This is a genomic window from bacterium (assembly GCA_016708315.1).
In the GTDB taxonomy this organism is placed as follows: Bacteria; Zixibacteria; MSB-5A5; order CAIYYT01; family CAIYYT01; genus JADJGC01.
This window is the reverse complement of the sequence record JADJGC010000023.1, coordinates 758827-781376: the sequence shown is the minus strand read 5'-3', so window position 1 is coordinate 781376 and position 22550 is coordinate 758827. Positions and strand designations below refer to the sequence as shown.

Here is a 22550-nt window from a genome sequence, read left to right as displayed (position 1 = left end):
TCAAGTAGGAGAAACAAGTTTCAGGACTCAAATTCATTTCCTATTTGTGCGTCTATGCAGCAAAGGCTTATTGGCACTGACGCGCTCCAACTAACACAAATGTGTAGGTGGAGCCGCATGAACTGTCAACGAACTACATCTTGTGAGGCTTTGATGCGGTTCTTGAACCAGACAGGGAGTCAGTGTCGAATGATACGTATTCCCAGTTACCAATATATAGATTTGGACCGTGATTTGGCAATAGGAATCTTGATGTTTTCTCACCATTTCGTCGGGCTAACTTGGTCTATGTTAAGGCGTTTGCATACGCACGACGACGTGACACCGAGCGCTTCAACACTTTGACTGTGAAGATAGGACGGACAATGGCGATATTTCGTCAAGTGATTCGACCTCAATTTTCATTACATGTTCCATAATCAGGACTTAATCCAACCTCATAATGTACCATATCGAAAAATAGCACAAGACAGTGGAACGCCAGCAAACTATTGACAGTCAAGCGATTGAGATTTTTAGAATTTTTGACGACGAATCAATATTGAGAAAAAATTCACAATATTGCGCTTTTTTCTCGTGACAATGTCGATGGAATTGAATAGGTTTGTGTCGAAAGTTCCCGGGAGGGACCGACTTGTGATGAGGACTGAGAGACTGTACCGTTCGGGTCCAAATTTGCCCTGATCCGCGGCTCTTAGATGTCAAATCCGAGAACGAAGCCCAAGGACAATAAAGTATGAGTGCTTCCGAATCTTTAGAAAAGTCAAAGTTTGTACTGCGAGTCGATCAACTTCAAAGCTTGATTGATTCACTTCGTACGCGCGGTTACCGAACTGTCGGGCCGGTTATCCGCGACTGCTCCGTCATTTATGACGAAATCGAGCATGCCGAACAATTGCCGCTTGGCGTTGCTGATGAGCAGGAAGCCGGATTCTATCGCGTAAAGAAGCGCAAAGAGGCCGGCTACTTCACGTACGTAGTAGGTGCACAAAGTTGGAAAAAGTACCTAATTCCTCCACGCTACACTCTTTGGAAGGCGGCGCAGGAAAACGGTGAAATGAAATTGCTCGCCGATGAACCGACGGAAATACCGCGCTATGCATTCTTCGGTGTTCGCCCCTGTGAAATTGCGGCAATCGCAATTCAGGATCGCGTCTATCAAGACGGGCCTTACGTCGAGAATCTCTACAAAGAGCGACGCAGCGCGATTGCGGTGATAGCCGTGAATTGTGCTCATCCCGGCGGCACTTGTTTCTGTGTTTCGATGAACACTGGTCCGGAAGTAAATTCCGGATTTGATTTGGCGCTAACTGAGCTTCAAGATTCCGCGCGACACATCTTTGTCGCAACTACCGGTTCTCCACTTGGTGTTGATATTGTCAAATCCCTCAAGCTTGATGCGGCAACTCCGGCGGACGTAGCTGATGAAGCTTCCGTGATTAAGCGCGCATCCGCCAAGATGGGACGCAAGATCGACACTAGTCACATCAAGGAATTGCTTCAGCGCAATGACGAACATCCGCGTTGGACCGATGTCGGCAATCGCTGCATGAACTGCTCCAATTGCACCATGGTTTGCCCGACTTGTTTCTGCATGACCGTCGAGGATACTACTGACATCACCGGCAAGACTGCCGAACGCACGCGTCGATGGGATTCTTGCTTTACAATCGAGTTCTCGCACATCCATGGCGGCGCAGTCCGCACATCCGCGTCGGCACGCTATCGCCATTGGATGACTCATAAATTGGCTTCGTGGCAGGACCAGTTCGGTGTTTCCGGCTGTGTCGGCTGCGGCCGTTGTATTACCTGGTGCCCGGTCGGGATTGACATTACCGAAGAAGCTGCGGCAATTCGGGCGTCATCTCGAGGAGAATGAAACAACTCTCTGTTTGATAGGAGAAGTCAAAATGGAAACACTTGAACCGATTCTTGCCGAGCACCCGTTTATTAAGGGACTCAAGCCGGAACACATCCAACTGATGGTAGGTTGCTCACGCAATGTGAAGTTCGATGCCGGCGAATTTATCCTGCGCGAAGGCTACGAAGCGAACGAGTTCTACATCATTCGTCATGGACAAGTGAATCTGGAAATTCACAGTCCCAAGCGGCACGCAGTAACGATTCATACAGTTCGTGAAGGTGATATCTTGGGCTGGTCCTGGTTATTCCCGCCCTATCTCTGGCATTTTGATGCCCGTGCGATGGAGCTAACTCGTGCGATCGCGCTTGACGCCAAGTGTCTGCGTACGAAATGCGAAAAAGATCCAAGTCTCGGCTATGAGTTGGCCAAGCGGCTGGCGCACGTTATCGAGCATCGGCTGCAAGGCGCGACACTGCAGTTGTTGGATTTATATAGCAGCACCGACTGAAAGGTTTCTTGATATGAAGACGACAGAAGCCGGCCCGATGGTGCCAACCATGGCGCGAGTCAATCGGATCCGGAAAGAAACACACGATACATTTACTCTTGAGTTGCACCCGGCGTATGGGCAGGAAGTCCACAACTTTGCCGCCGGACAATTCAATATGATTTACATTTTTGGATTTGGCGAAGTAGCTATTTCGATCTCCGGCGACCCGACGAATCCCAAGCCGCTGATCCACACGACGCGTGCGGTGGGAAACGTCACTAAAGCAATGGCGAAACTGAAGGCCGGCGACATGATCGGAATCCGCGGGCCCTTTGGCACCGCCTGGCCGGTGAATCACGCCGAAGGTAACGACATCGTGCTGGTTGCCGGCGGCATCGGACTGGCGCCGCTGCGCCCCGTAATCTATGAGATTCTCGCTAACCGCCGCAAGTACGGGAAGTTGATCTTACTGTACGGAACACGCACTCCGAACGACATCCTCTACCGCAAGGAGCTGGAAAGCTGGCGCTCGCGTCTAGATATGGAAGTCTATGTCACAGTGGATCGTGCTGCTGCAAATTGGCAGGGAAACGTCGGTGTCGTTACAACACTGATTCCTAAAGCTGGATTTGATCCGCAGCAGACGACGGCAATGATTTGCGGTCCCGAAATCATGATGCGCTACGTGGCGCTGGAGCTGCAAAAACGCGGTGTGCCGATGAGCAGCGTGTTTGCCTCGATGGAAAGAAACATGAAGTGCGGTGTTGGGTTGTGCGGTCACTGTCAGATGGGACCAACATTCATTTGCAAGGATGGTCCGGTTTATCCCTATGACAAGATTCGCGAACTGCTGCTGAAGAGGGAGATATAGTTATGACATCGCGTCCCAAACCAAAGGTAGCAGTCTGGAAATTCGCCTCCTGCGATGGTTGCCAGTTGAGTCTGCTCGACTGCGAAGATGAGTTGTTGTCCGTCCTTGGCGAGATTGAGTTATCTTATTTTCCGGAAGCGACACGAATGGTCGTTAAAGGACCTTACGATATCTCTCTGGTCGAAGGGTCGATAACCTCCTCGCATGACGCGGAGCGCATCCACAAAGTGCGACGTGCTTCCAAGAAGCTGGTTACTATCGGAGCGTGCGCAACTGCCGGAGGAATTCAGGCGCTGCGCAATTTTGCCGATGTGAAGGACTTCACTTCGATAGTGTATGCTTCACCGCAATACATTGAAACACTGAGCCACTCGACGCCGATCCAGAATCATGTTTTTGTAGATTTCGAATTGCGCGGTTGTCCAATCAGCAAGTCGCAGTTGCTCGAAGTCGTCAGCGCGTTTCTACATGGACGCAAGCCGGTGACTCCGCCGCATGCCGTTTGTCTTGCCTGCAAGCTAAATGGTACGGCTTGCGTGATGGTGGCACACGGCACACCATGTCTCGGTCCGGTAACTCACACCGGTTGCGGCGCCATTTGCCCGGCGTTCCATCGCGGCTGTTACGGCTGCTTTGGACCGAAGGAAACTCCCAATACCTCTTCGCTTAGCTGTCAATGGGAGAAACTCGGCGTCGATAGCGGCACTTTGATGCGCGCTTTCCGAAGTTTCAATGCCTATGCCGAGCCATTCCGAAAGGAGAGTGAAGCCCATGAAAGGAAGTAGAACCATCAAGGTCGACTACCTTGCGCGCGTCGAAGGCGAAGGCTCGTTGTTAGTGAAAATTACCGACGATCGGGTGACCGATCTGAAGTTCAAGATATTCGAACCGCCACGGTTTTTTGAAGCATTCCTGCGCGGACGCGACTTCCGTGAAGCTCCCGATATTGCGGCACGCATTTGCGGAATTTGTCCGATTGCTTACCAAATGAGCGCCGTTCACGCGATGGAAGACATCTGCGGAGTCAACATCGAAGGCCAATTGCGTGAACTGCGCCGTCTCATCTATTGCGGTGAGTGGATTGAAAGCCACGTCCTGCATGTTTATATGCTCCATGCGCCGGATTTCCTCGGATATGAAGACGCAATCCAGATGGCAAAGGACTTTCCCGATGCCGTCAAGACTGCACTTGCTCTGAAGAAAATCGGCAACGACCTGATGACTTTGGTCGGCGGCCGCGAGATCCACCCGATCAATGTCCGCGTCGGTGGATTCTACCGCGCCCCGGAGAAATCTGAATTCGCGGCAATTACCGAACGACTTAAGTGGGCACACGACGCCGCAGTCGGAATGATCAAGCTGGTATCAACTTTCGAATTCCCGGAATTTGAGCGGGAATACGAATTCGTTTCATTGCGCCATCCGAATGAGTATCCGCTTAACGAAGGACGGCTGGTTTCCAATCACGGATTAGACATTGCCGTTCGCGAATACGAACAGCATTTCGCCGAGGAACATGTACGTCACTCCAATGCTTTGCATTCGGTGATGAAGGGTCGTGGACCCTATTTCGTTGGTCCATTGGCGCGCTACAACCTCAATTTTGATCGTCTTAGCCCGGAGATTCAACAGGCTGCCCGCGAGGCCGGTCTTGAGTCGACGTGCTACAATCCGTTTAAATCGATCATCGTTCGTTCGGTCGAGACTTTGTACGCGATTAACGAAGCGCTGCGAATAATCGAAAACTATGAGAAGCCGGAACGGCCGTTCATTCACGTTGCGCCCAAAGCCGGAACCGGATGCGGATGCAGTGAAGCTCCACGCGGTATTTGTTTTCATAGATACAAGATTGACGATCACGGCATCATTCTGGATGCAAAGATTGTACCGCCGACCTCTCAGAATCAGAAGACGATCGAAGAGGATCTACGGCAGTTTGTGCCGAGATTCATTGACCTCAATGATGAAAAGCTGACCTGGCAGTGCGAGCAGGCAGTCCGCAACTACGACCCCTGTATCTCATGTGCCACGCACTTTCTTAAACTGAAAGTCGAACGAAGCTGAACCAAACTTTGGCGGCAGGTTACTTTGCCTGCCGCCAAAGGAGATAAATTGTGAAGCGTCTGTTAATTGGAATAGGCAATCCATTTCGTCGCGATGATGGCGTCGGAATTCACATTGTCGAGAAGATGCGTACCCTGCTTCCGCAAGGCATCGATGTTCTCACACAGTCGGGCGAGGGCGCAACATTGATGCAAAGTTGGCTGGACGCTGATCAGATCGTAGTCGTTGATGCAGTTCGCTCTCAATCAACACCGGGCAAGATTCACGAGATTGACGCTTCGACGCACCGCGTGCCGTCAGAATTCTTCCACTACTCTTCGCATGCTTTTGGAGTCGCCGAGGCGATTGAATTGTCGCGCGTTTTGAATCAGCTCCCGCGTCGGGTTGATGTCATCGGAATCGAAGGCAAAGACTTCTCTGAAGGGATTGGCTTGACAGCTGAAGTTGACGCCGCAGCTGAGCAAGCGATAACTAAGATCAGTTCCCTCCTCGGAGAAATGTGCTGATGAAGGAACGCCGAACGAACTCAATAGCTGCAGCCCATCGTTTGCTTATTAGGGTGTCGGGCGCTGTTCAAGGTGTCGGCTTTCGCCCATTTGTCTATCGACTCGCCCGCGATTTAGATTTGACGGGGTTTGTTGCAAACAATTCGCAGGGAGTAACTATTGAGATAGAAGGCGAGAGAAGCGTACTTGAAGAATTCAATCGACGATTCAGAAGAGAAACTCCTCCCCGCGCTGTTATCAATGAACTCTCGGAGCAATTCATTCAGCCGCTGGGTAGCGGTGAGTTCGTGATTGCACACTCCGATCAAGTCGGCAGCAAGACGACACTTGTTCTGCCTGATATCGCGACTTGTGATGAGTGTCTAAGCGAGATTTTCGATCCGCAAGATCGCCGCTATCTATATCCGTTTACGAACTGCACCAATTGCGGACCACGGTATTCGATAATTGCCTCTCTTCCTTATGACCGCGCCAACACAACGATGAACATTTTCACGATGTGCGAGAAATGCTCGGCGGAATACTCTGATCCTGCCAATCGCCGGTTTCATGCACAGCCAAACGCTTGCCCGACATGCGGTCCAAGCCTCGAACTTTGGGACAGCGATGGCAAGACGACTGCAACGGGACAAGACGTTGTCGATGAAGCGATCAAAATAATTCGCAATGGAAAGATCTTTGCACTCAAGGGGCTCGGCGGATTTCAACTGCTGATCGATGCCGCAAACTCCGACGCAGTTCGTGAATTGCGAATCAGAAAGCGACGCAGCAACAAGCCGTTTGCGTTGATGTATCCTTCAATCGATATGGTCAAGCAGGATTGCGAACTGACTCAGTTGGAAATCAATCTACTCAGCAGTCCGGAATCGCCAATCGTGATTTGCCGTAGACGCAGCTCCGTTCGCGAAATCGCTGCCGAAGTTGCGCCCGGCAATCCCTATCTCGGCGTGATGCTGCCATACACGCCATTACATCACATACTGATGCGGCAGTTTAATCGTCCGGTTGTGGCGACCAGCGGCAATCTGTCGGAAGAACCGCTGTGCATCGATGAACGCGAAGCGCTGCTTCGACTCAAGGGAATCGCCGATTGCTTTCTGGTACATAATCGACCGATTCGCCGCCATGTCGATGACTCAGTAGTGCGCGTAATGGCTGGGCGAGCGCAGGTGATTCGTCGTGCTCGAGGCTATGCACCGCTTCCAATCGTGCTCAATCAGGAATTGCCCGAGTCTGTCGCTGTCGGTGGTCACTTCAAGAACGCAGTTGCGATTGGCAAAGGACGACACATTTTCGTCAGCCAGCATATTGGCGATCTTGAGTCTCTCGAATCAAATGCGGCTTTCAAAGAGTCCCTGCGTGATCTTGCTGATCTCTATGAATTGGAGCCAACATACATTGGTCACGACCTGCATCCTGATTATTCATCTACTTTGCATGCAGCAACTCTCTCAGGGCAAAAGGTAAGCGTCCAGCACCACTATGCCCATGTGCTTAGTTGCATGGCCGACAACAATATCGATGCCCCAGTATTGGGAGTATCGTGGGATGGCACCGGTCTTGGCTTGGATCGGACAATCTGGGGAGGGGAATTTCTTGCCGTAGACGCTGTTTCATTTGAGCGCGTCGCCTACTTCAGGCCGTTAGCACTTCCGGGCGGTGACATTGCCGCCAAGGAACCAAGGCGATCGGCGGCTGGTGTTCTGTATGAGATCTGCCGCGACTCGATGGGAGATTGGCGCAAATTGCTTCCGAAGAATTCCTTCAACGACAACGAATCAGAAATCGTCTGGCGGATGTTGAGCCAGAGCCTCAATGCGCCGCGGACTTCGAGTGTCGGGAGGCTGTTTGATGCCGTCGCGGCGATACTCGGATTCTCGCACAAGTGCAGTTTCGAGGGCGAGGCCGCGATGATGCTGGAATTTGCTATCGGCGATGAAGACACTACGGCATATTATGAATTCGAACTGAAGGAGCTTCTTGCCGGATATGAGATTGACTGGCGTCCAATGATCGTTGCTATTCTTGAAGATCACAAGTCCGGGGTGAATGCATCTTTGATCTCTGCGAGATTCCACAACACTTTGGCCGAGATCATTGTGGCGATAGCATATAGAAACCGATTGAAGCGTGTTGTGTTAACCGGCGGCTGCTTTCAGAACAAGTACTTGCTCGAGCACTCGATATCACGGCTTCGGTCGAGCGGATTTACACCTTACTGGCACCGACAGGTTCCAACCAATGACGGCGGTATTGCCGTCGGCCAAATCGTCGCTGTTGCGCGAAGCGTGGAAAGGTAGCTCACGATGTGTCTGGCAATTCCCGGTAAGGTAACTTCCATCGAGGGCGACGACCCGATCATGAAGACCGGACGCATCGATTTCGGCGGTGTGATCCGCGAAGTGAACCTCTGCTACGTTCCCGAAGTCAAAATCGGCGATTACGTTGTCGTGCATGTCGGATTTGCTTTGAGCATTGTCGATGAAGACGAAGCCAACAAAGTATTCGAGTATCTTCGCCAAATCGGTGAAATCGAACTCCCGGATGAGTCTGAAGAATGAAATACATCGACGAGTATCGTGATGCCGAAGCCGCATTGGCGCTGGCTGCGGAAATAAAGAAGATCACCACTCGCGATTGGACGATCATGGAAATCTGCGGCGGGCAAACGCATTCCATCGTCAAACACGGCATCGACCAGTTGCTGCCGTCCCGTATCACGTTAGTGCATGGCCCCGGTTGCCCGGTTTGCGTCACACCGATAGAAGCTATTGATACTGCCTGTGAACTGGCAGCTCGGCCAAACATCATACTCTGCTCGTTCGGCGATATGCTTCGAGTGCCCGGCTCGCATACTGACCTGCTCAAGGTCAAAGCCGGAGGTGGTGACGTTCGAATAGTCTATTCACCTTTGGATGCGCTTGAAACAGCAAAGAGGAACCCCGAAAAGGAAATCATCTTCTTCGCGGTGGGATTCGAGACAACGGCTCCGGCAAACGCTATGGCGGTGTACCGCGCGGCCAAGGAGCACGTCACCAACTACTCGCAATTGGTTTCGCAAGTCACTGTTCCGGCAGCAATGGCGGCCATACTAGGAGACGAAGAGAATCTCGTAAACGGATTTCTCGCTGCGGGGCATGTGTGTGCGGTGACCGGCTATGACGAATACTATCCGTTGGCGGAGAGGTATAGCGTTCCCATCGTAGTGACCGGATTCGAACCTACGGATTTGCTTCACGGAATCTTGATGTGCGTTCGTCAATTGGAGGAGGGACGCCATGAAGTCGAAAATCAGTACTCACGAGCTGTCAGTAGATTGGGCAACCAGCCTGCTCAAGAAGTTATGCGCGAAGTCTACGAAATCTCCGATCGAAACTGGCGCGGAATTGGTGTCATACCGGGAAGTGGTTTGAGATTACGCGATAGATATGCAGCATTTGATGCTGAACGTAAATTCGAAATTCACTCCGTTCCAACCGCCGATTCCGCCGACTGCATCAGCGGGACAATACTCCGAGGTCAGCGCAAACCGACCGACTGTCCTGCATTTGGGACACGATGTACACCGGAATCGCCTTTGGGAGCTACAATGGTTTCGAGCGAAGGCGCTTGCGCGGCGTATTACCGGTACCGAGCAAAGTCTTAGGAAGTAGGTACGAGATTGACTGAGCCCAAATTCAACCTGTCCTGTGCCAGACCGCTTAACGACAGCGACAAAGTCCTGATGGCTCACGGCGGCGGCGGGACATTGATGCATCAGCTGTTGGAGCGCGTCATTGTAGCGCCGATTGACAATGCGTTGCTCGCTTCGCGGCACGATGCTTCGGTATTGCAGGTCGGTCAATCGAAACTCGCCTTCACAACCGATTCGTTTGTTGTCAGTCCGCTCTTCTTCCCCGGCGGAGATATCGGCAAGCTTGCTGTTTGCGGTACCGTGAATGATCTCGCTATGGCCGGCGCGAAGCCTCTCTATTTGAGTCTTGCATTGATAATAGAAGAAGGGCTTCCGATCGAAACACTGAGCCGCGTAATGGAGTCGATTCGTGCAACCGCAGCCGATTGCGGAGTGCAGATTGTTACCGGGGATACCAAGGTAGTCGAGCGAGGCAAAGGCGATGGGCTTTTCATTAACACTGCCGGAATCGGATTGGTAGAACATGATCAAGTGATTGCTCCATCGAAAGTGACAAGCGGCGATGTGATAATCCTCTCCGGGGATATCGGCAGGCACGGTATCGCGATAATGGCGCAACGCGAGAATCTGGGACTTGAATCGACAGTGGTGAGCGACTGTGCGCTATTACATCGCGAAGTGCTTGCGCTGTTGGCTGGCGGAATTGAAATACATTGCCTAAGAGACCTGACTCGCGGTGGATTGGCGAGTGCATTAGTTGAGATTGCCCAATCGGCAAGGATGGAAATCGAAATCAATGAGAGTTCAATCGCCGTATCCGAGCCGGTACGGGCAGCGTGCGAATTGCTCGGCTTCGATCCGCTCCACGTAGCAAACGAAGGTCGATTTTTGGCAATTGTACCCGGCAAAGCGGTTGACGAAGCTGTTAAAATTCTAAAGTCTCTGTCCCCTGAGAACTCGCCGCAGATAATCGGTACGGTGTGTAAGTCCAATGACTCGCAGGTGGTACTCGTTACGCCTTACGGAGGCAAACGAGTAGTAAATATGTTGTCCGGCGAGCAGCTTCCGCGCATTTGTTAACGGGTCTAACAGAAGCCGATCCCAATCCTAACACAGAATTAACGTCGACCCGTATAGATATCTTTTGCTTTGGAAACGTAATTATACTACTATCGCGTCGAAAGGAAGATGGAGTAATCATGGCGAAAGATAATATCCTGGTTATTGAAGACGAGGAAGATATTCTTGAGCTGATTAACTATAATCTCGGAAAAGAAGGCTATCGCGTAACCGGAGTGACATCCGGCGAGGATGGTCTCAAATCAGCCAGAAATAATCTCCCCAGCCTTGTTGTTCTTGACGTTATGCTGCCGGGCCTCGATGGTTTGGAAGTCTGCAAAATGCTCAAGAACGACGGCAAGACTCAGCACATTCCGATCATTATGTTGACCGCCAAGAGCGAAGAATCGGACGTTGTCACCGGTCTGGAAGTTGGCGCCGACGACTACATCACCAAACCTTTCAGCCCAAAAATTCTGATCGCCAGAATCCGCAATATCCTGCGCCGCAAAGCCAGAGAAGCTGACCGGGCAGTGACCACAATCAAGGTCCACGATATTGTGATACATCCGGGTCGTCATGAAGTCATGGTTGCCGGCAAGTCGGTTGATCTGACTTTGACGGAATTCCAGATACTACAATTCCTTGCCCGCCATCCGGGTTGGGTGTTTACACGATACCAGATCGTCAATGAGATTCGCGGTGATGAAACTATTGTCACCGACCGCTCAGTTGACGTACAAATAGTGGGACTGCGAAAGAAACTTGGCGACGCAGGCCAATACATCGAAACTGTGCGCGGCGTAGGTTACAAATTTCGGGAGTAATAGTGGCCCGTAAGCGGCTACTTTGGCAAATCTATCCTTCTTATTTGCTGATTACCGCAGTATCGCTTATTGCGGTAAGTTGGTATGCCTACCATTCACTGCGAGAATTCTACAAAGATCACATCATTGCGGACATGCAATCGCGGGCCGCACTCGTCGAGCGAGCAATTACGCCGCCTCTTATAGAATCTGACCTTCAACGCGTCGATGCACTTTGCAAGGAGTTAGGAACAAAGTCGGCAGTGTATTTGACGGTGATTGCTGCAAACGGCGTGGTTCTCGGCGATTCGCATGGCGATCCGGCCAACCTCGAGAGTCAGTCCGGCAGAGGCGAGGTCGAGTCAGCGCTTTCCGGTTCAATTGGAGTTGATCGCAGATTTGCAAGTCGCTTCAATTCGGAGATGCTCTTTGTCGCGGTGCCCGCCGTGGACAAGGGGAAAGTACTCGCAGCCGTTAGAATTGCCGTACCCGCATCATTTCTTGATGAAGCTTTAGACGGCGTATACTGGCGGCTTGGAGTCGGCGGTTTAATCGTCGCACTGTTTGCCGCGGCTGTCAGCGTTCTGGTAGCCAGGAATATCAGCAAACCGCTTTTGGAGATTAAGGCCGGAGCCGAGAGAATCGCACAGGGTGATCTCGAGAGTCGAGTCGCCGTTCCGGAATTCCAGGAAATCGCCGGACTGGCAGTTGCCATGAACCAGATGGCCGTGCAACTGAGCGACCGATTTCGAACCGTCCAGCGTCAGAATCTGGAGCAGGAAGCGATTGTCTCAAACATGCTCGAGGGCGTTATTGCGATGGACGCCGATCAGAAGTTGATTAGTCTCAATCGTGCCGCTGCCCGGTTTCTTGGTCTGGAAGCAGAAGATGCAATCGGAAAGAGCATTCTCGAGGTTATTCGTAACAGCGACCTGCAAAGATTGATCGCCAAGACTTTTGTAGTTGGTGAGCCGGTTGAAGGTGATGTCACTTTGACCGATCCGGTTCACGGTGAGAAATTCCTGCAAGCCCACGGTACGCTTATGCGAGATTCAGAGCGGGAAGTTATCGGAGCGCTCTTGGTGCTGAATGATGTAACTCGCACGAAAAAGTTAGAAAATCTTCGCCGCGACTTTGTGGCAAACGTTTCGCACGAGTTGAAGACACCGATCACGTCGATCAAAGGCTTTGTAGAGACTCTGATTGAAGGCACGACGATGAGTGTCGAAGAATCGCAGCGGTTCCTTCAGATTATAGCCCGGCAGGCAAACCGCTTGCACGCCATTATTGAAGACTTGCTGAAATTGTCTCGCATTGAGCAGGAATCGGAGCGAGGTGAAATCGCTCTTGAGTTGGAGCGACTTCACGAAGTGCTGCAAGCAGCGATAACTTCCTGTGAGCTGAAAGCTGCGACCAAACAGATCAAGATAACACTCAGTTGCTCCGAGACGATTCAGGCGCGCATTAACGCGCCGTTGCTGGAGCAGGCAATTGTCAATCTTATCGAAAACGCGATCAAGTACAGCGAGCCGAATACTGAGGTTGCGATTTCAGCGGGTATCAGCGATAAACTGCTGCTAATCAGCGTTCGCGATCAAGGCAACGGTATTGCCAAAGAACACTTACCCCGGTTATTCGAAAGATTCTACACAGTGGACAAAGCTCGTAGTCGCGCTCAAGGCGGCACCGGGCTTGGGTTGGCTATTGTAAAGCACATAGTCTTGTCGCACGGTGGCAATATTGGCGTTCAAAGCGAGCTTGGCAAGGGCAGCAACTTCACCATAAGTCTCCCTCGGGCATAGACTTCGGACCGCCCAAACGATTCCGTGACAATCAATTAATCAAATCCTAACAGAATCCTAACACAATTGACCTTTATAGTGTGTTCAATGGATGAGATAAATCTCAGGAGGACTATATGAGAAAATCACTTTTGACATTAATGTTTGCAGGAATACTCACGGTATCAGTCACAGCCGCCAACATCACAATGAAGGGCTCCGATACGATGGTTCGCCTTGGACAGCGCTGGGCTGAAGAGTATATGAAAAAGAATCCCGGCAGCGTGATCCAAGTATCCGGAGGTGGTTCGGGAACCGGAATTGCCGCCTTGTTTAATGGAACAACGGACATCTGTATGGCTTCACGCGACATGAAGCCAAAGGAATATGCTGATGCCAAAGCGAAGAATCTTGGTGTAGCGCGCATTGCGGTTGCACTGGATGGAATTGCTATCTTTCTGAACAAAGAGAATCCTGTGGCCGACTTGTCAATCTCTCAGTTGAGAGCGATCTATACCGGCGAGCTTACGAACTGGAAAGAGGTCGGCGGCCCCGATGCCACGATCATTCTCTACGGACGTGAGAACAACTCTGGTACCTATGCTTACTTCAAGGAACACGTCCTTCAAGAAGACGACTTTGCTGATCGTTGCCAGACTCTTCCGGGAACCGCATCAGTGGTTAACGCTCTCACCAAGGACACAAAGGGAATCGGCTATGGCGGTATCGCTTGGGCGACTACCGTCAAGCATGCCGGTGTAAAATCGACTGACACGAGCAAGGCAGTCCATCCCACGATGGAAGCGGTATCAAGCGGCGAGTATCCGATTTCGCGCGAGCTTTATTTCTTCCTTCGCGGCGAACCGACAGTCGAAGTAAAGAACTTCATCAATTGGGCATTATCGCCTGAAGGCCAGAAAGTCGCCGAATCGGCGGATTACATTCCATTGAAGGCCGAAGCTGCCAAAGCGAACGTGCTGAAGTAGGCCGGAAGGTAATAGGAAAAAGCCAACTCAATGGACGCACGCTATCAGTTCAAACCCAAGTCAAAGTGGCGGGAGAAACTTGGCGAGAAATTCATCGCCATCAATGCTTTCTCCGCGCTGATTGGAATCACGCTGATATTTGTGTTCATCTTCAAGGAAGCGATTCCGATCTTTACCAGCGCTGAAGTCCATGAAGAAGTCACATTCGACAAAATGTTGACTGCTCAGGTGTGGAAAGAGGGGCAAGAAGCGAAACATACCTGGCAGCCAAACTCCAATATTCCCAAGTACTCCCTGATGCCGCTTTTTGTCGGCACTCTCAAAGCAGCATTGATAGCAATGTTAATTGCCGCGCCGTTAGGAATTGGCGCCGCAATTTATTCGTCGGAGTTTGCATCGAAGCGAATGCGAGAGATAATAAAACCGGTTATTGAATTGCTCGCGGGAATACCATCGGTTGTGCTGGGGTTTTTTGCCTTAATCATACTTGCGACGCTCTTGCAGGACCTGTTCGGCTTGACTTATCGGCTAAACGCGCTCAATGCCGGTATTGCACTTGGCATTGCCATTATCCCGATCATCTTCACAATTTCCGAGGACGCGATGAACTCCGTCCCCAGTTCCTTGCGGGATGCCGCACGCGCGCTGGGCGCCAATCCGTGGCAAGTTTCCTTCACGATGGTCCTGCCGGCGGCAATGCCGGGGATCGCAGCAGGCATTGTTCTCGGCTTCGGGCGTGCAATCGGTGAAACAATGATCGTTTTGATGGCTTCGGGAAATGCCGCGATCTTGTCGGGCAGTTTTGTCGAGTCGATTCGCACTCTTTCTGCGACAATCGCGGCTGAATTGGCTGAAGTTGTGTTTGGCAGCCCACACTATAACGTGTTGTTTTTGATAGGGACCTTGCTCTTCCTCTTCACATTCGTTACGAATCTCGGCGGAGAACTTGTCCTTGCCAGATTGAAGACTCGCTTTCAGGGAAGGGCACGATGAGTCGCGTTCCTACCTTGCCAGAGCCAACTAGCTTCGTCTCCAAGTTAGAGTTCCAACCCAAAACACAGGGGTATTTCCCGCGTGGGCTCACGCTTGCGGCAACGATTATCGTTATTCTGATGTTAGTTGTCATCCTCGGTAATGTCATCTTTGGCGGTATCGGGACAATCAGCTGGGAGTTCCTTTCGCAGGCGCCCGAGCAGGGGCTTGAAGCCGGCGGAATCTTTCCGGCGATTATTGGCACCGTATTTCTTGTGATCTTGATGGTCATTACCGGTGTTCCGATCGGAGTGATGACTGCAGTCTACCTTCAGGAATACACCAGCCCCGACTCAAAAATCACTCGCTTAATCAGAATCGCAATCAACAACCTTGCCGGAGTACCATCGATTGTCTTTGGACTTTTTGGATTGGGGTTCTTCATCGGATTTATTGGCAACAACATTGACTCGCTCGTTCTCAATTCTCCAACACCAATCTGGGGACAGCCGGCTATCATCTGGGCTGCGCTGACATTAGCGATGCTGACTCTGCCGGTAGTAATCATTTCGACGGAAGAGGCGCTAAAAGTCATTCCGCGCGAGCTCAAAGATGCCTCTTATGCGCTCGGTGCGACCAAATTGCAGACAATTGTTAGAATACTCATACCGCAGGCGCTTCCCGGTATCTTTACCGGAGCGATTTTGGCAGTAAGCCGCGGCGCCGGCGAAGTTGCGCCGATTATGTTTACTGGTGCCGCATACTATCTACCCTACTTGCCCGACAAACTCACCGACCAGTTTATGGAACTTGGCTACCATGTGTTTGTCATGGCGACTCAGTCACCCGACGTCGACAAGACATTGCCGATTCTTTACGGCACCGTTTTGGTGTTGCTTGTTCTGACGTTTCTGCTAAATTTTGTGGCGATCATGATCCGATCGCGGATTAGGTCGCGGCGGGTCAGTGCATAGTTCAGAATTCGAAATCCAGTCGGAGGAGACTGTAAAGAAAATGCCTCCTGATACAATCGACAGCATCAAGGTCAAGATGGAAGTTCGCGGTTTGAACTTCTTCTACGGGACAAACCAAGCGTTGCGCGATGTCTCCATCGACATCGAAGAGAAGAAGGTCACCGCCTTTATCGGACCGTCCGGTTGCGGCAAATCAACGTTCTTGCGAACTCTCAATCGGATGAACGAAACAATTCCCGGTACAAAGATGAACGGTTCGGTGAAGCTCGACAATATCGATGTCTACAATGGTTTTCGCGATGTGTCGCAATTGCGAACCCGTGTTGGTATGGTCTTTCAGAAATCGAATCCATTTCCCAAGTCGATCTTTGATAACGTCGCCTATGGTCTGCGAGTTAATGGAATTAAGGACAAAGGTTTGATTGCCGAAGCAGTAGAGGAGACTCTCAAGAAGGCGTTTCTTTGGGAAGAAGTCAAAGACAAGCTAAACGTCAGCGCTTATATGCTTTCCGGCGGCCAACAGCAGCGCCTGTGCATTGCACGTGCTCTCGCGGTGCGTCCGGAAGTTCTTCTCATGGACGAGCCGGCATCGGCGCTCGATCCGATCTCAACTTCGAAAATTGAAGATCTGATTGGTGAATTGAAAAAAAACTATACAATTGTCATTGTGACTCATAACATGCAGCAAGCCGGTCGAATTTCCGACTCGACCGCGTTCTTTTATGAGGGTCATCTGGTAGAATTTGGACCCACCAGACAGATTTTCACTAAACCTCTAAAGAAACAGACCGAAGATTACATCACTGGCCGTTTCGGTTGATTTAGGAAGAAATTAGGTGTATGCAGCATTTACGTCGTGAAGTTGACAGACTCAAGAGAAAACTACTGGCGCTCAGCGCTTACGTGGAGGAGTCTGTTCAACGCGCGGTCAAATCTGTTTCAGAACGCGATGAGAAACTCGCTCAACGCGTCATCGACACCGATTTCGAGATCGACGAGATGGAAGTTGATGTTGAGGAGGATTGCCTAAAAATTCTTGCTCTTCATCAGCCGGTCGCAATCGATCTACGCTTCATTATCGCGGTTCTCAAAATCAATAACGATCTTGAACGCATCGGCGATCTCGCAGTTAACATCGCCGAGCGAGCAGTATCACTCTCCAAACGCGACAAGATTAACTCGCCCTTCGATTTCCAAACAATGGCCGAAAGAGTACAGAAAATGCTGCAAAAGGCGCTTGATGCACTCGTAAACGGCGATGCCAAACTCGCCCGCGAAGTGCTTGTTTCGGATGACGAGATCGATGAAATGAACCGGCAGATGTATGATTCAATCAAAATGGGGATTCGCCAGGACCCAGACAACGTCGACACGCTGATACAAGTGCTTGCTATTTCACGCAATCTCGAGCGAATTGCCGATCATACCAGCAATATCGCCGAAGATGTCATCTATATGGTCGATGGCGACATTATCCGCCATGGACATCGACAATACTAAGTTTAGCAGTTGCTAACCCGCCTTCATTTCCCGCTGTTATCGCGGACTATAAACTCCAATAAAATTGGTTGTTATTCTTGCAATCGCGGTCTAGTCCGAATATATTCTTCGCGGCGTAGATTATAACATCGGGAAGGTATCCCTATGACCGAATTGAGCCTGTTTGGGCGATTGCGCAAATTGCGTATTCTGCCGCCACGGGATGAAGAAGTGTATGCGATCTTCGAACAGATTGGCGATACGATCACAGAAGCGGCACTACTTCTCACAGAGCTGTTTAACCCCGACAATCGCAATGGCCAGGAATTGGCTTACCAGATAGAGAACTGCCTGACAAAATGTCTGCAATTGGGCGAGACAGTCGAGGACACGCTGGCGCGAGCGCAACAGCCGCCGTTCGCCCGGACCGAGATTGCTCAGTTCGCTAACAACTGCGTCCATATTGTCAAGTTCATCAACCATGCTGCCAATCGCTATGTCATCTATGACATTCCGTCTTCTGACAAGGAGATGAGAGAGCTGGCAGCGATCATACGCGAAGCCTGTGATCACATAGAGGGAGCTGTTAAGTCCTTGAGAAAGGACCGGCGAATCGAGCCGTTCTCGCGTGCGGTCGATCAACTCGAGACAAGAGCCGACGAAATCTATCACGGCGGATTGCATCGTCGCTTCCAAGAGATTCGCACAGACCGTTCAAACCTTGAGTCGAGAATTCAGGATACGCCGCCGACTGCCGAGCCGCAGGCAATACTGAATTTGATTTCGGCAAACGTCGAATATACCCGCCATGTGGCTGTGTTCTTCATTCTGCGCCAGGTGTATGCGGAACTCGAGCGCGCCATCGACTCTTGCACTGACGCTACCGACACGCTGAAGCGTATGGTCTCGGACAATGTCTGATCAGCTTCTCCTGATTCTGATTATTGCCGCCGCGTTGATGTACGACTTCGTGAACGGATTTCACGACGCCGCCAATGCTATCGCGACCACTGTATATACCCATGCCCTCTCGCCTCGTAACGCGATCATCATGGCGCGAACGCTCAACTTCGTCGGAGCTTTGACACATACCGCAGTCGCCTATACAATCGGCAAGGGAGTGGTTGACAGTAACTTCATTACCCTGCCGCTTCTGTTCGCCGCAGTGATGGGGGCGGTACTCTGGGGATACTTTACTTGGTATTTTGGTTTGCCTTCATCTTCGACTCACGCCTTGATTGGCGGCTTGGCTGGGGTTGCACTATTCGAGAACGGTTTCGACTTCTCTGTACTCATCGAGTCGGGCATGCGCAAGATTCTGATCGCGATGGTAATTTCACCGATCGCGGGGATTGTGATTGGATTGATACTCATCACAATTCTCAGTTGGATTGTCTGGCGAATGCACTATCGAACAACCGCAAAATTCTTCAAACGGTTGCAGGTCGTGTCAGCGGCCTTCGTGTCCACAACGCACGGCATGAATGACGCTCAGAACGCGATGGGTGTGATTGCGATTGCATTGATGTCTGCCGGCGCTATCACCGAGTTTCACGTGCCGATGTGGGTGCGGATTGCTTCAGCGTTCATGATCGGACTGGGAACTTCCGTTGGCGGCTGGCGCATTATGAAGACAATGGGGCGCAAGATGACGCGCTTGAGCGAACCAATCGACGGTTGCGCTGCCGAAACAGCCTCTGGAACAGTCATTTTGGTCGCATCGCTGATCGGTGCGCCGATTTCGACGACTCAGGTCGCTACTGGATCAATCGCCGGTACAGCCATGGCTTATCGAATTGGAAATGTTCGCTGGTCAGTAATGGCTAATATTCTGCTCGCTTGGGTATTCACATTTCCCGGCGCCGCGTTTTTTGGAGTGTTAGTGCTGTTACTTATGCGGCTTTTCACCGGCTAATTTATCCTGCTACTTGACAAACTAAACAAAGAACGATATCAAGCGTATCAATTGCTATGCGACTAGTCAACGGCTTCATAATTGCGATTGTCATTCTGTTTGCTTCTCCGGCGGTTCGCGGCGGGGATTTTCAGTATTTCATAACCGGCGGAGTGGCATACCCGGTCTACGACAAGGAACTGACCAATCTCTACAATGCCGGTTTGCACCTCGGCATTGGTCTCGGCTATACACTGACCGATCAATTGATGCTGTTGGGAAACATCCAGATTAGTAATCTTCCTCTCGATAAAGAGGCATACCTCAAGTCGATTGATGCATTCGAGAAGAACAATCAGGTGGAAGAGGGAAGCGCATCCGTGTTAACCGGATCGCTTAATCTCAAGTACTCGTTTTCGCGGGCAAGGTCGGGCGAGTCGCTGTTCCTGACGGGCGGAGCGACTGTGGCGCGATTTATTGCAGGGGATATTCTTTTCTCGGAAAGCGTGCAGAATGACGTTATCCAGACCGTGATCGACGGCAAGGGGCAATCGGCATTTGGATTGAATGCCGGCGCGGGATTCAATGTGCATCTTAGCTCCAAGAGCTTCCTATTTTTCGAAGCACGATACACCGTATTGTTCACCGATAAGCCGCGGGTGCATATTATCCCACTGCAGTTTGGTGTAGCGTTTCGATAGAATTCCGTATCATCTAACTCGCTAAATCTCATTGCGTTGCATTCTCTCAGAGCATGAAATCTCGCTTTGATGTCCCTTCAAAGTAGTCATTTCTCATTTCCCCCTTGATTTTTCCGCCGTCACCCTTATTATAAAGGTTCTCTTTTTGGAGGATGGGATGCTGAACGCTCTTAAGATAATTGCCGGTACGGCCAACCTGCCTCTCGCACAGAAGATTGCCCAATACACGGGAGTGCCGTTGACCGAATGCGATGTCCGGCGATTCTCTGACGGCGAAGTGCGGGTGCAGATCAATCAGAATATCCGTGGTTCGGATCTGTTCATTATTCAACCGACGAACCCGCCGGGTGAAAACCTGCTGGAATTGCTGATCATGATCGATGCCGCGCGGCGAGCTTCAGCCAAACGCATCACCGCTGTAATACCGTATTACGGCTACGCTCGGCAAGATCGTAAAGATCAACCGCGCGTTTCGATAACCGCCAAGCTGGTGGCGAATCTGATCACCACTGCCGGTGCCGACCGCGTAATCACGATGGACCTGCACGCTTCACAGCTGCAGGGGTTCTTTGATATACCGCATGACCACTTGTATGCGAGCCGGATATTCTTCGACTATTTCCGCGCCAAACGAATCCAGAATCTGGTTTCGGTTTCGGCGGATGTCGGCTCGATCAAGATGGCGCGCGCATTTGCAAAAGAGCTTCATTGCCCGCTGGCAATCATTGACAAGCGGCGCATCGAAGCCAACGAAGCCGAAGTCTTGAATATCATCGGCGACGTCAAGGACAAGAACGTCATCATCCGTGATGACATCGTTGATACAGCGGGCACGGTCGTTTTGGGTGCGGAAGCCCTCAAGAAGCAGGGTGCTCTTGATATATTAGTATGTGCTACGCACGGAGTTTTGTCGGGAAAAGCCATCGAACGAATTCAGGATTCGCCGATTACCGAGATGGTAATTACCGATACGATACTGCGCGACATCGACAAGCTGCCTTCCAAGTTCAAGGAGTTGTCGACAGCGGATATGTTCGGCGAAGCGATTCGCCGCATCTGGCACGAAGAATCAGTCTCGAAGTTATTTGATTAATTAATAGAGGAGTAACGATGAACGAGTTACATTTGGATGCCGAAGTTCGCTCCGGCGCCGGAAAGAGCGTGACGCGCAAAATGCGTACGGCGGGCAATGTCCCCGGCATTTTGTATGGTCTTGAAGACAAGCCGGTCATGCTGGGAATCAATAGCCGCACCCTGCACAAGATGCTGCACAGTGCTTCGAGCGAAAACGTGCTGGTCGATCTGGCTATCGGCAAGAGCAATGCCGTCAAGGTACTGCTCAAGGATGTTCAGCATCATCCGGTCACCAACAAAGTCGTGCATGTCGATTTTCAACGCGTCGATCTGACCAAGAAGATCATCATCGCGGTGCCGGTGCATCTTATCGGTGTTGCTGATGGTGTGCGCTCCGGTGGTGGTGTGCAGGAATTCATCATGCGCGAACTGGAAGTCTCCTGTTTGCCGACCGACATTCCGACGCACATTGAAGTCGATGTCAGCAAGCTGGGAATCGGCGATGCCGTGCATGTCGAGGACCTAAAGCTGGAAAAAATCGAAATCGTTTCCGGATCCGCATCGCACGATCGTCTCGGTACAGCCGCCGACTGTTTCGAAGTTGCCGGAAGCCGGCGAGGGTGTTGAAGGCGCTGAGACTGACGAAGCCAAAGAGCCGGAAGTTATCGCCGAGAAGAAGGCGGAAGAGCGTCAGAAGGAAAAAGACGACAAGAAGTAGTCTTAACTTCTCACCAATCTACAAACGGTCGACAGCAGTGTCGGCCGTTTTTTTGTTGGTGGACTGTTACGGAAGTGCAATGGCGATCAGGGATTCAATCATCGCACGGCTTTTCCAGGATTTGATTTCGCTTTCCCGCTTCATAGCTAATGAACGATCAGGAAACTGCTCCGTGTAGACCAATTGCCACGGTCGACCCGATTTGGTGGAGATTGAGCGTCCGCCATTATGCCGCTTCAACCGATCGTCAACATCGGCTGCGATTCCGGTGTAGAAGTGCCCGTTCTTTTCACTGCGAAGTATGTAGAGATATACTGCCATTTCCCCGGGTCAAAATCTGGGCAGTACTGGATTCGAACCAGTGACCCTCTGCGTGTAAAGCAGATGCTCTAACCAACTGAGCTAACCGCCCAAAGTCTATAGTCTTGTCCGGGTATTGAGCTCATCCAGTGACTCTCCCGATGAAGTCGGGATGCTCCAACCAACTGAGCTAACCGCCCGATGTTTGGCATTATACTAAATGAATTCTTGAAGGGCAACTGAAGAAGTTGATGTTAGTGAAACCGAGCTTCCGTTCTAGAAATTGTCTGCCTGTTTCCGGAGAGGAACCAGTGACTCTCCCGATGAAGTCGGGATGCTCTAACCAACTGAGCTAACCGCCCGATATTTGGCATTAT

General features: G+C 51.1%; 23 protein-coding genes and 1 tRNA gene. 22 read left to right on the top strand and 2 right to left on the bottom strand.

Annotated features, from left to right (window positions below; genetic code table 11):
* Positions 1-736: 736 nt before the first annotated feature.
* From IPH59_15730 to IPH59_15625, 22 genes are all read left to right on the top strand, one after another.
* A complete protein-coding gene (locus IPH59_15730; protein ID MBK7093141.1) occupies positions 737-1879 on the top strand; it encodes a 4Fe-4S dicluster domain-containing protein in 1143 nt (380 codons plus the stop codon).
* Between the two features lie 31 nt (positions 1880-1910).
* Positions 1911-2372: a cyclic nucleotide-binding domain-containing protein gene (locus tag IPH59_15725; GenBank protein MBK7093140.1), complete on the top strand. Its 462-nt coding sequence runs from the start codon at positions 1911-1913 to the stop codon at positions 2370-2372.
* A gap of 13 nt (positions 2373-2385) precedes the next feature.
* The gene (locus IPH59_15720) at positions 2386-3225 is read left to right on the top strand and encodes an FAD/NAD(P)-binding protein (protein ID MBK7093139.1); all 840 of its coding nucleotides are present in this window, start codon (positions 2386-2388) and stop codon (positions 3223-3225) included.
* A 2-nt stretch (positions 3226-3227) separates the two neighbouring features.
* Positions 3228-4010: an oxidoreductase gene (locus IPH59_15715; GenBank protein ID MBK7093138.1), complete on the top strand. Its 783-nt coding sequence runs from the start codon at positions 3228-3230 to the stop codon at positions 4008-4010.
* The gene (locus IPH59_15710; GenBank protein ID MBK7093137.1) at positions 3997-5289 is read left to right on the top strand and encodes a Ni/Fe hydrogenase subunit alpha; all 1293 of its coding nucleotides are present in this window, start codon (positions 3997-3999) and stop codon (positions 5287-5289) included. The genes IPH59_15715 and IPH59_15710 overlap by 14 nt, the downstream gene beginning before the upstream one ends.
* A 47-nt stretch (positions 5290-5336) precedes the next feature.
* Positions 5337-5795: a hydrogenase maturation protease gene (locus IPH59_15705; protein ID MBK7093136.1), complete on the top strand. Its 459-nt coding sequence runs from the start codon at positions 5337-5339 to the stop codon at positions 5793-5795.
* Positions 5795-8095 (top strand): carbamoyltransferase HypF, encoded by a 2301-nt coding sequence (gene hypF, locus IPH59_15700; protein MBK7093135.1) that lies wholly within the window; start codon positions 5795-5797, stop codon positions 8093-8095. The genes IPH59_15705 and hypF overlap by 1 nt, the downstream gene beginning before the upstream one ends.
* 6 nt (positions 8096-8101) lie before the next feature.
* Positions 8102-8356, top strand: a complete 255-nt coding sequence (locus tag IPH59_15695) for a HypC/HybG/HupF family hydrogenase formation chaperone (protein MBK7093134.1) — start codon at positions 8102-8104, stop codon at positions 8354-8356.
* Positions 8353-9441, top strand: a complete 1089-nt coding sequence (hypD, locus tag IPH59_15690; GenBank protein ID MBK7093133.1) for a hydrogenase formation protein HypD — start codon at positions 8353-8355, stop codon at positions 9439-9441. Before IPH59_15695 ends, hypD begins: the two co-directional genes overlap by 4 nt.
* A 78-nt stretch (positions 9442-9519) precedes the next feature.
* Positions 9520-10509 (top strand): hydrogenase expression/formation protein HypE, encoded by a 990-nt coding sequence (hypE, locus tag IPH59_15685; protein ID MBK7093132.1) that lies wholly within the window; start codon positions 9520-9522, stop codon positions 10507-10509.
* A gap of 119 nt (positions 10510-10628) precedes the next feature.
* Positions 10629-11315, top strand: a complete 687-nt coding sequence (locus IPH59_15680; protein MBK7093131.1) for a response regulator transcription factor — start codon at positions 10629-10631, stop codon at positions 11313-11315.
* Positions 11316-11317: 2 nt separating this feature from the next.
* Entirely contained in the window at positions 11318-13096 is a 1779-nt protein-coding gene (locus tag IPH59_15675) for a PAS domain-containing protein (GenBank protein MBK7093130.1), read from the top strand.
* A 116-nt stretch (positions 13097-13212) separates the two neighbouring features.
* On the top strand, positions 13213-14061 hold the full coding sequence (locus tag IPH59_15670; GenBank protein MBK7093129.1) for a phosphate ABC transporter substrate-binding protein: 849 nt from the start codon (positions 13213-13215) through the stop codon (positions 14059-14061).
* Positions 14062-14091: 30 nt separating this feature from the next.
* Complete coding sequence (pstC, locus tag IPH59_15665) at positions 14092-15054, top strand: phosphate ABC transporter permease subunit PstC (GenBank protein MBK7093128.1); 963 nt, start codon at positions 14092-14094, stop codon at positions 15052-15054.
* Complete coding sequence (gene pstA / locus IPH59_15660; GenBank protein ID MBK7093127.1) at positions 15051-16007, top strand: phosphate ABC transporter permease PstA; 957 nt, start codon at positions 15051-15053, stop codon at positions 16005-16007. The genes pstC and pstA overlap by 4 nt, the downstream gene beginning before the upstream one ends.
* Positions 16008-16047: 40 nt before the next feature.
* Entirely contained in the window at positions 16048-16827 is a 780-nt protein-coding gene (locus IPH59_15655) for a phosphate ABC transporter ATP-binding protein (protein ID MBK7093126.1), read from the top strand.
* Positions 16828-16847: 20 nt separating this feature from the next.
* Positions 16848-17507, top strand: a complete 660-nt coding sequence (gene phoU / locus IPH59_15650; GenBank protein ID MBK7093125.1) for a phosphate signaling complex protein PhoU — start codon at positions 16848-16850, stop codon at positions 17505-17507.
* 144 nt (positions 17508-17651) lie between these two features.
* Positions 17652-18407 carry a DUF47 family protein gene (locus IPH59_15645; GenBank protein MBK7093124.1) on the top strand — a complete coding sequence of 252 codons (756 nt, stop codon included), beginning with the start codon at positions 17652-17654 and terminating at the stop codon, positions 18405-18407.
* A complete protein-coding gene (locus IPH59_15640) occupies positions 18400-19401 on the top strand; it encodes an inorganic phosphate transporter (protein MBK7093123.1) in 1002 nt (333 codons plus the stop codon). The genes IPH59_15645 and IPH59_15640 overlap by 8 nt, the downstream gene beginning before the upstream one ends.
* Before the next feature lie 56 nt (positions 19402-19457).
* On the top strand, positions 19458-20081 hold the full coding sequence (locus tag IPH59_15635; protein MBK7093122.1) for an outer membrane beta-barrel protein: 624 nt from the start codon (positions 19458-19460) through the stop codon (positions 20079-20081).
* A 157-nt stretch (positions 20082-20238) separates the two neighbouring features.
* On the top strand, positions 20239-21174 hold the full coding sequence (locus IPH59_15630) for a ribose-phosphate pyrophosphokinase (GenBank protein MBK7093121.1): 936 nt from the start codon (positions 20239-20241) through the stop codon (positions 21172-21174).
* A gap of 17 nt (positions 21175-21191) precedes the next feature.
* Positions 21192-21782 (top strand): 50S ribosomal protein L25, encoded by a 591-nt coding sequence (locus IPH59_15625; GenBank protein MBK7093120.1) that lies wholly within the window; start codon positions 21192-21194, stop codon positions 21780-21782.
* 157 nt (positions 21783-21939) lie between these two features.
* Here IPH59_15625 and IPH59_15620 read toward each other — a convergent pair whose 3' ends face one another.
* On the bottom strand, positions 21940-22194 hold the full coding sequence (locus IPH59_15620; GenBank protein ID MBK7093119.1) for a GIY-YIG nuclease family protein: 255 nt from the start codon (positions 22192-22194) through the stop codon (positions 21940-21942).
* 17 nt (positions 22195-22211) lie between these two features.
* Positions 22212-22285, bottom strand: a tRNA-Val gene (locus IPH59_15615).
* Between the last annotated feature and the right edge of the window lie 265 nt (positions 22286-22550).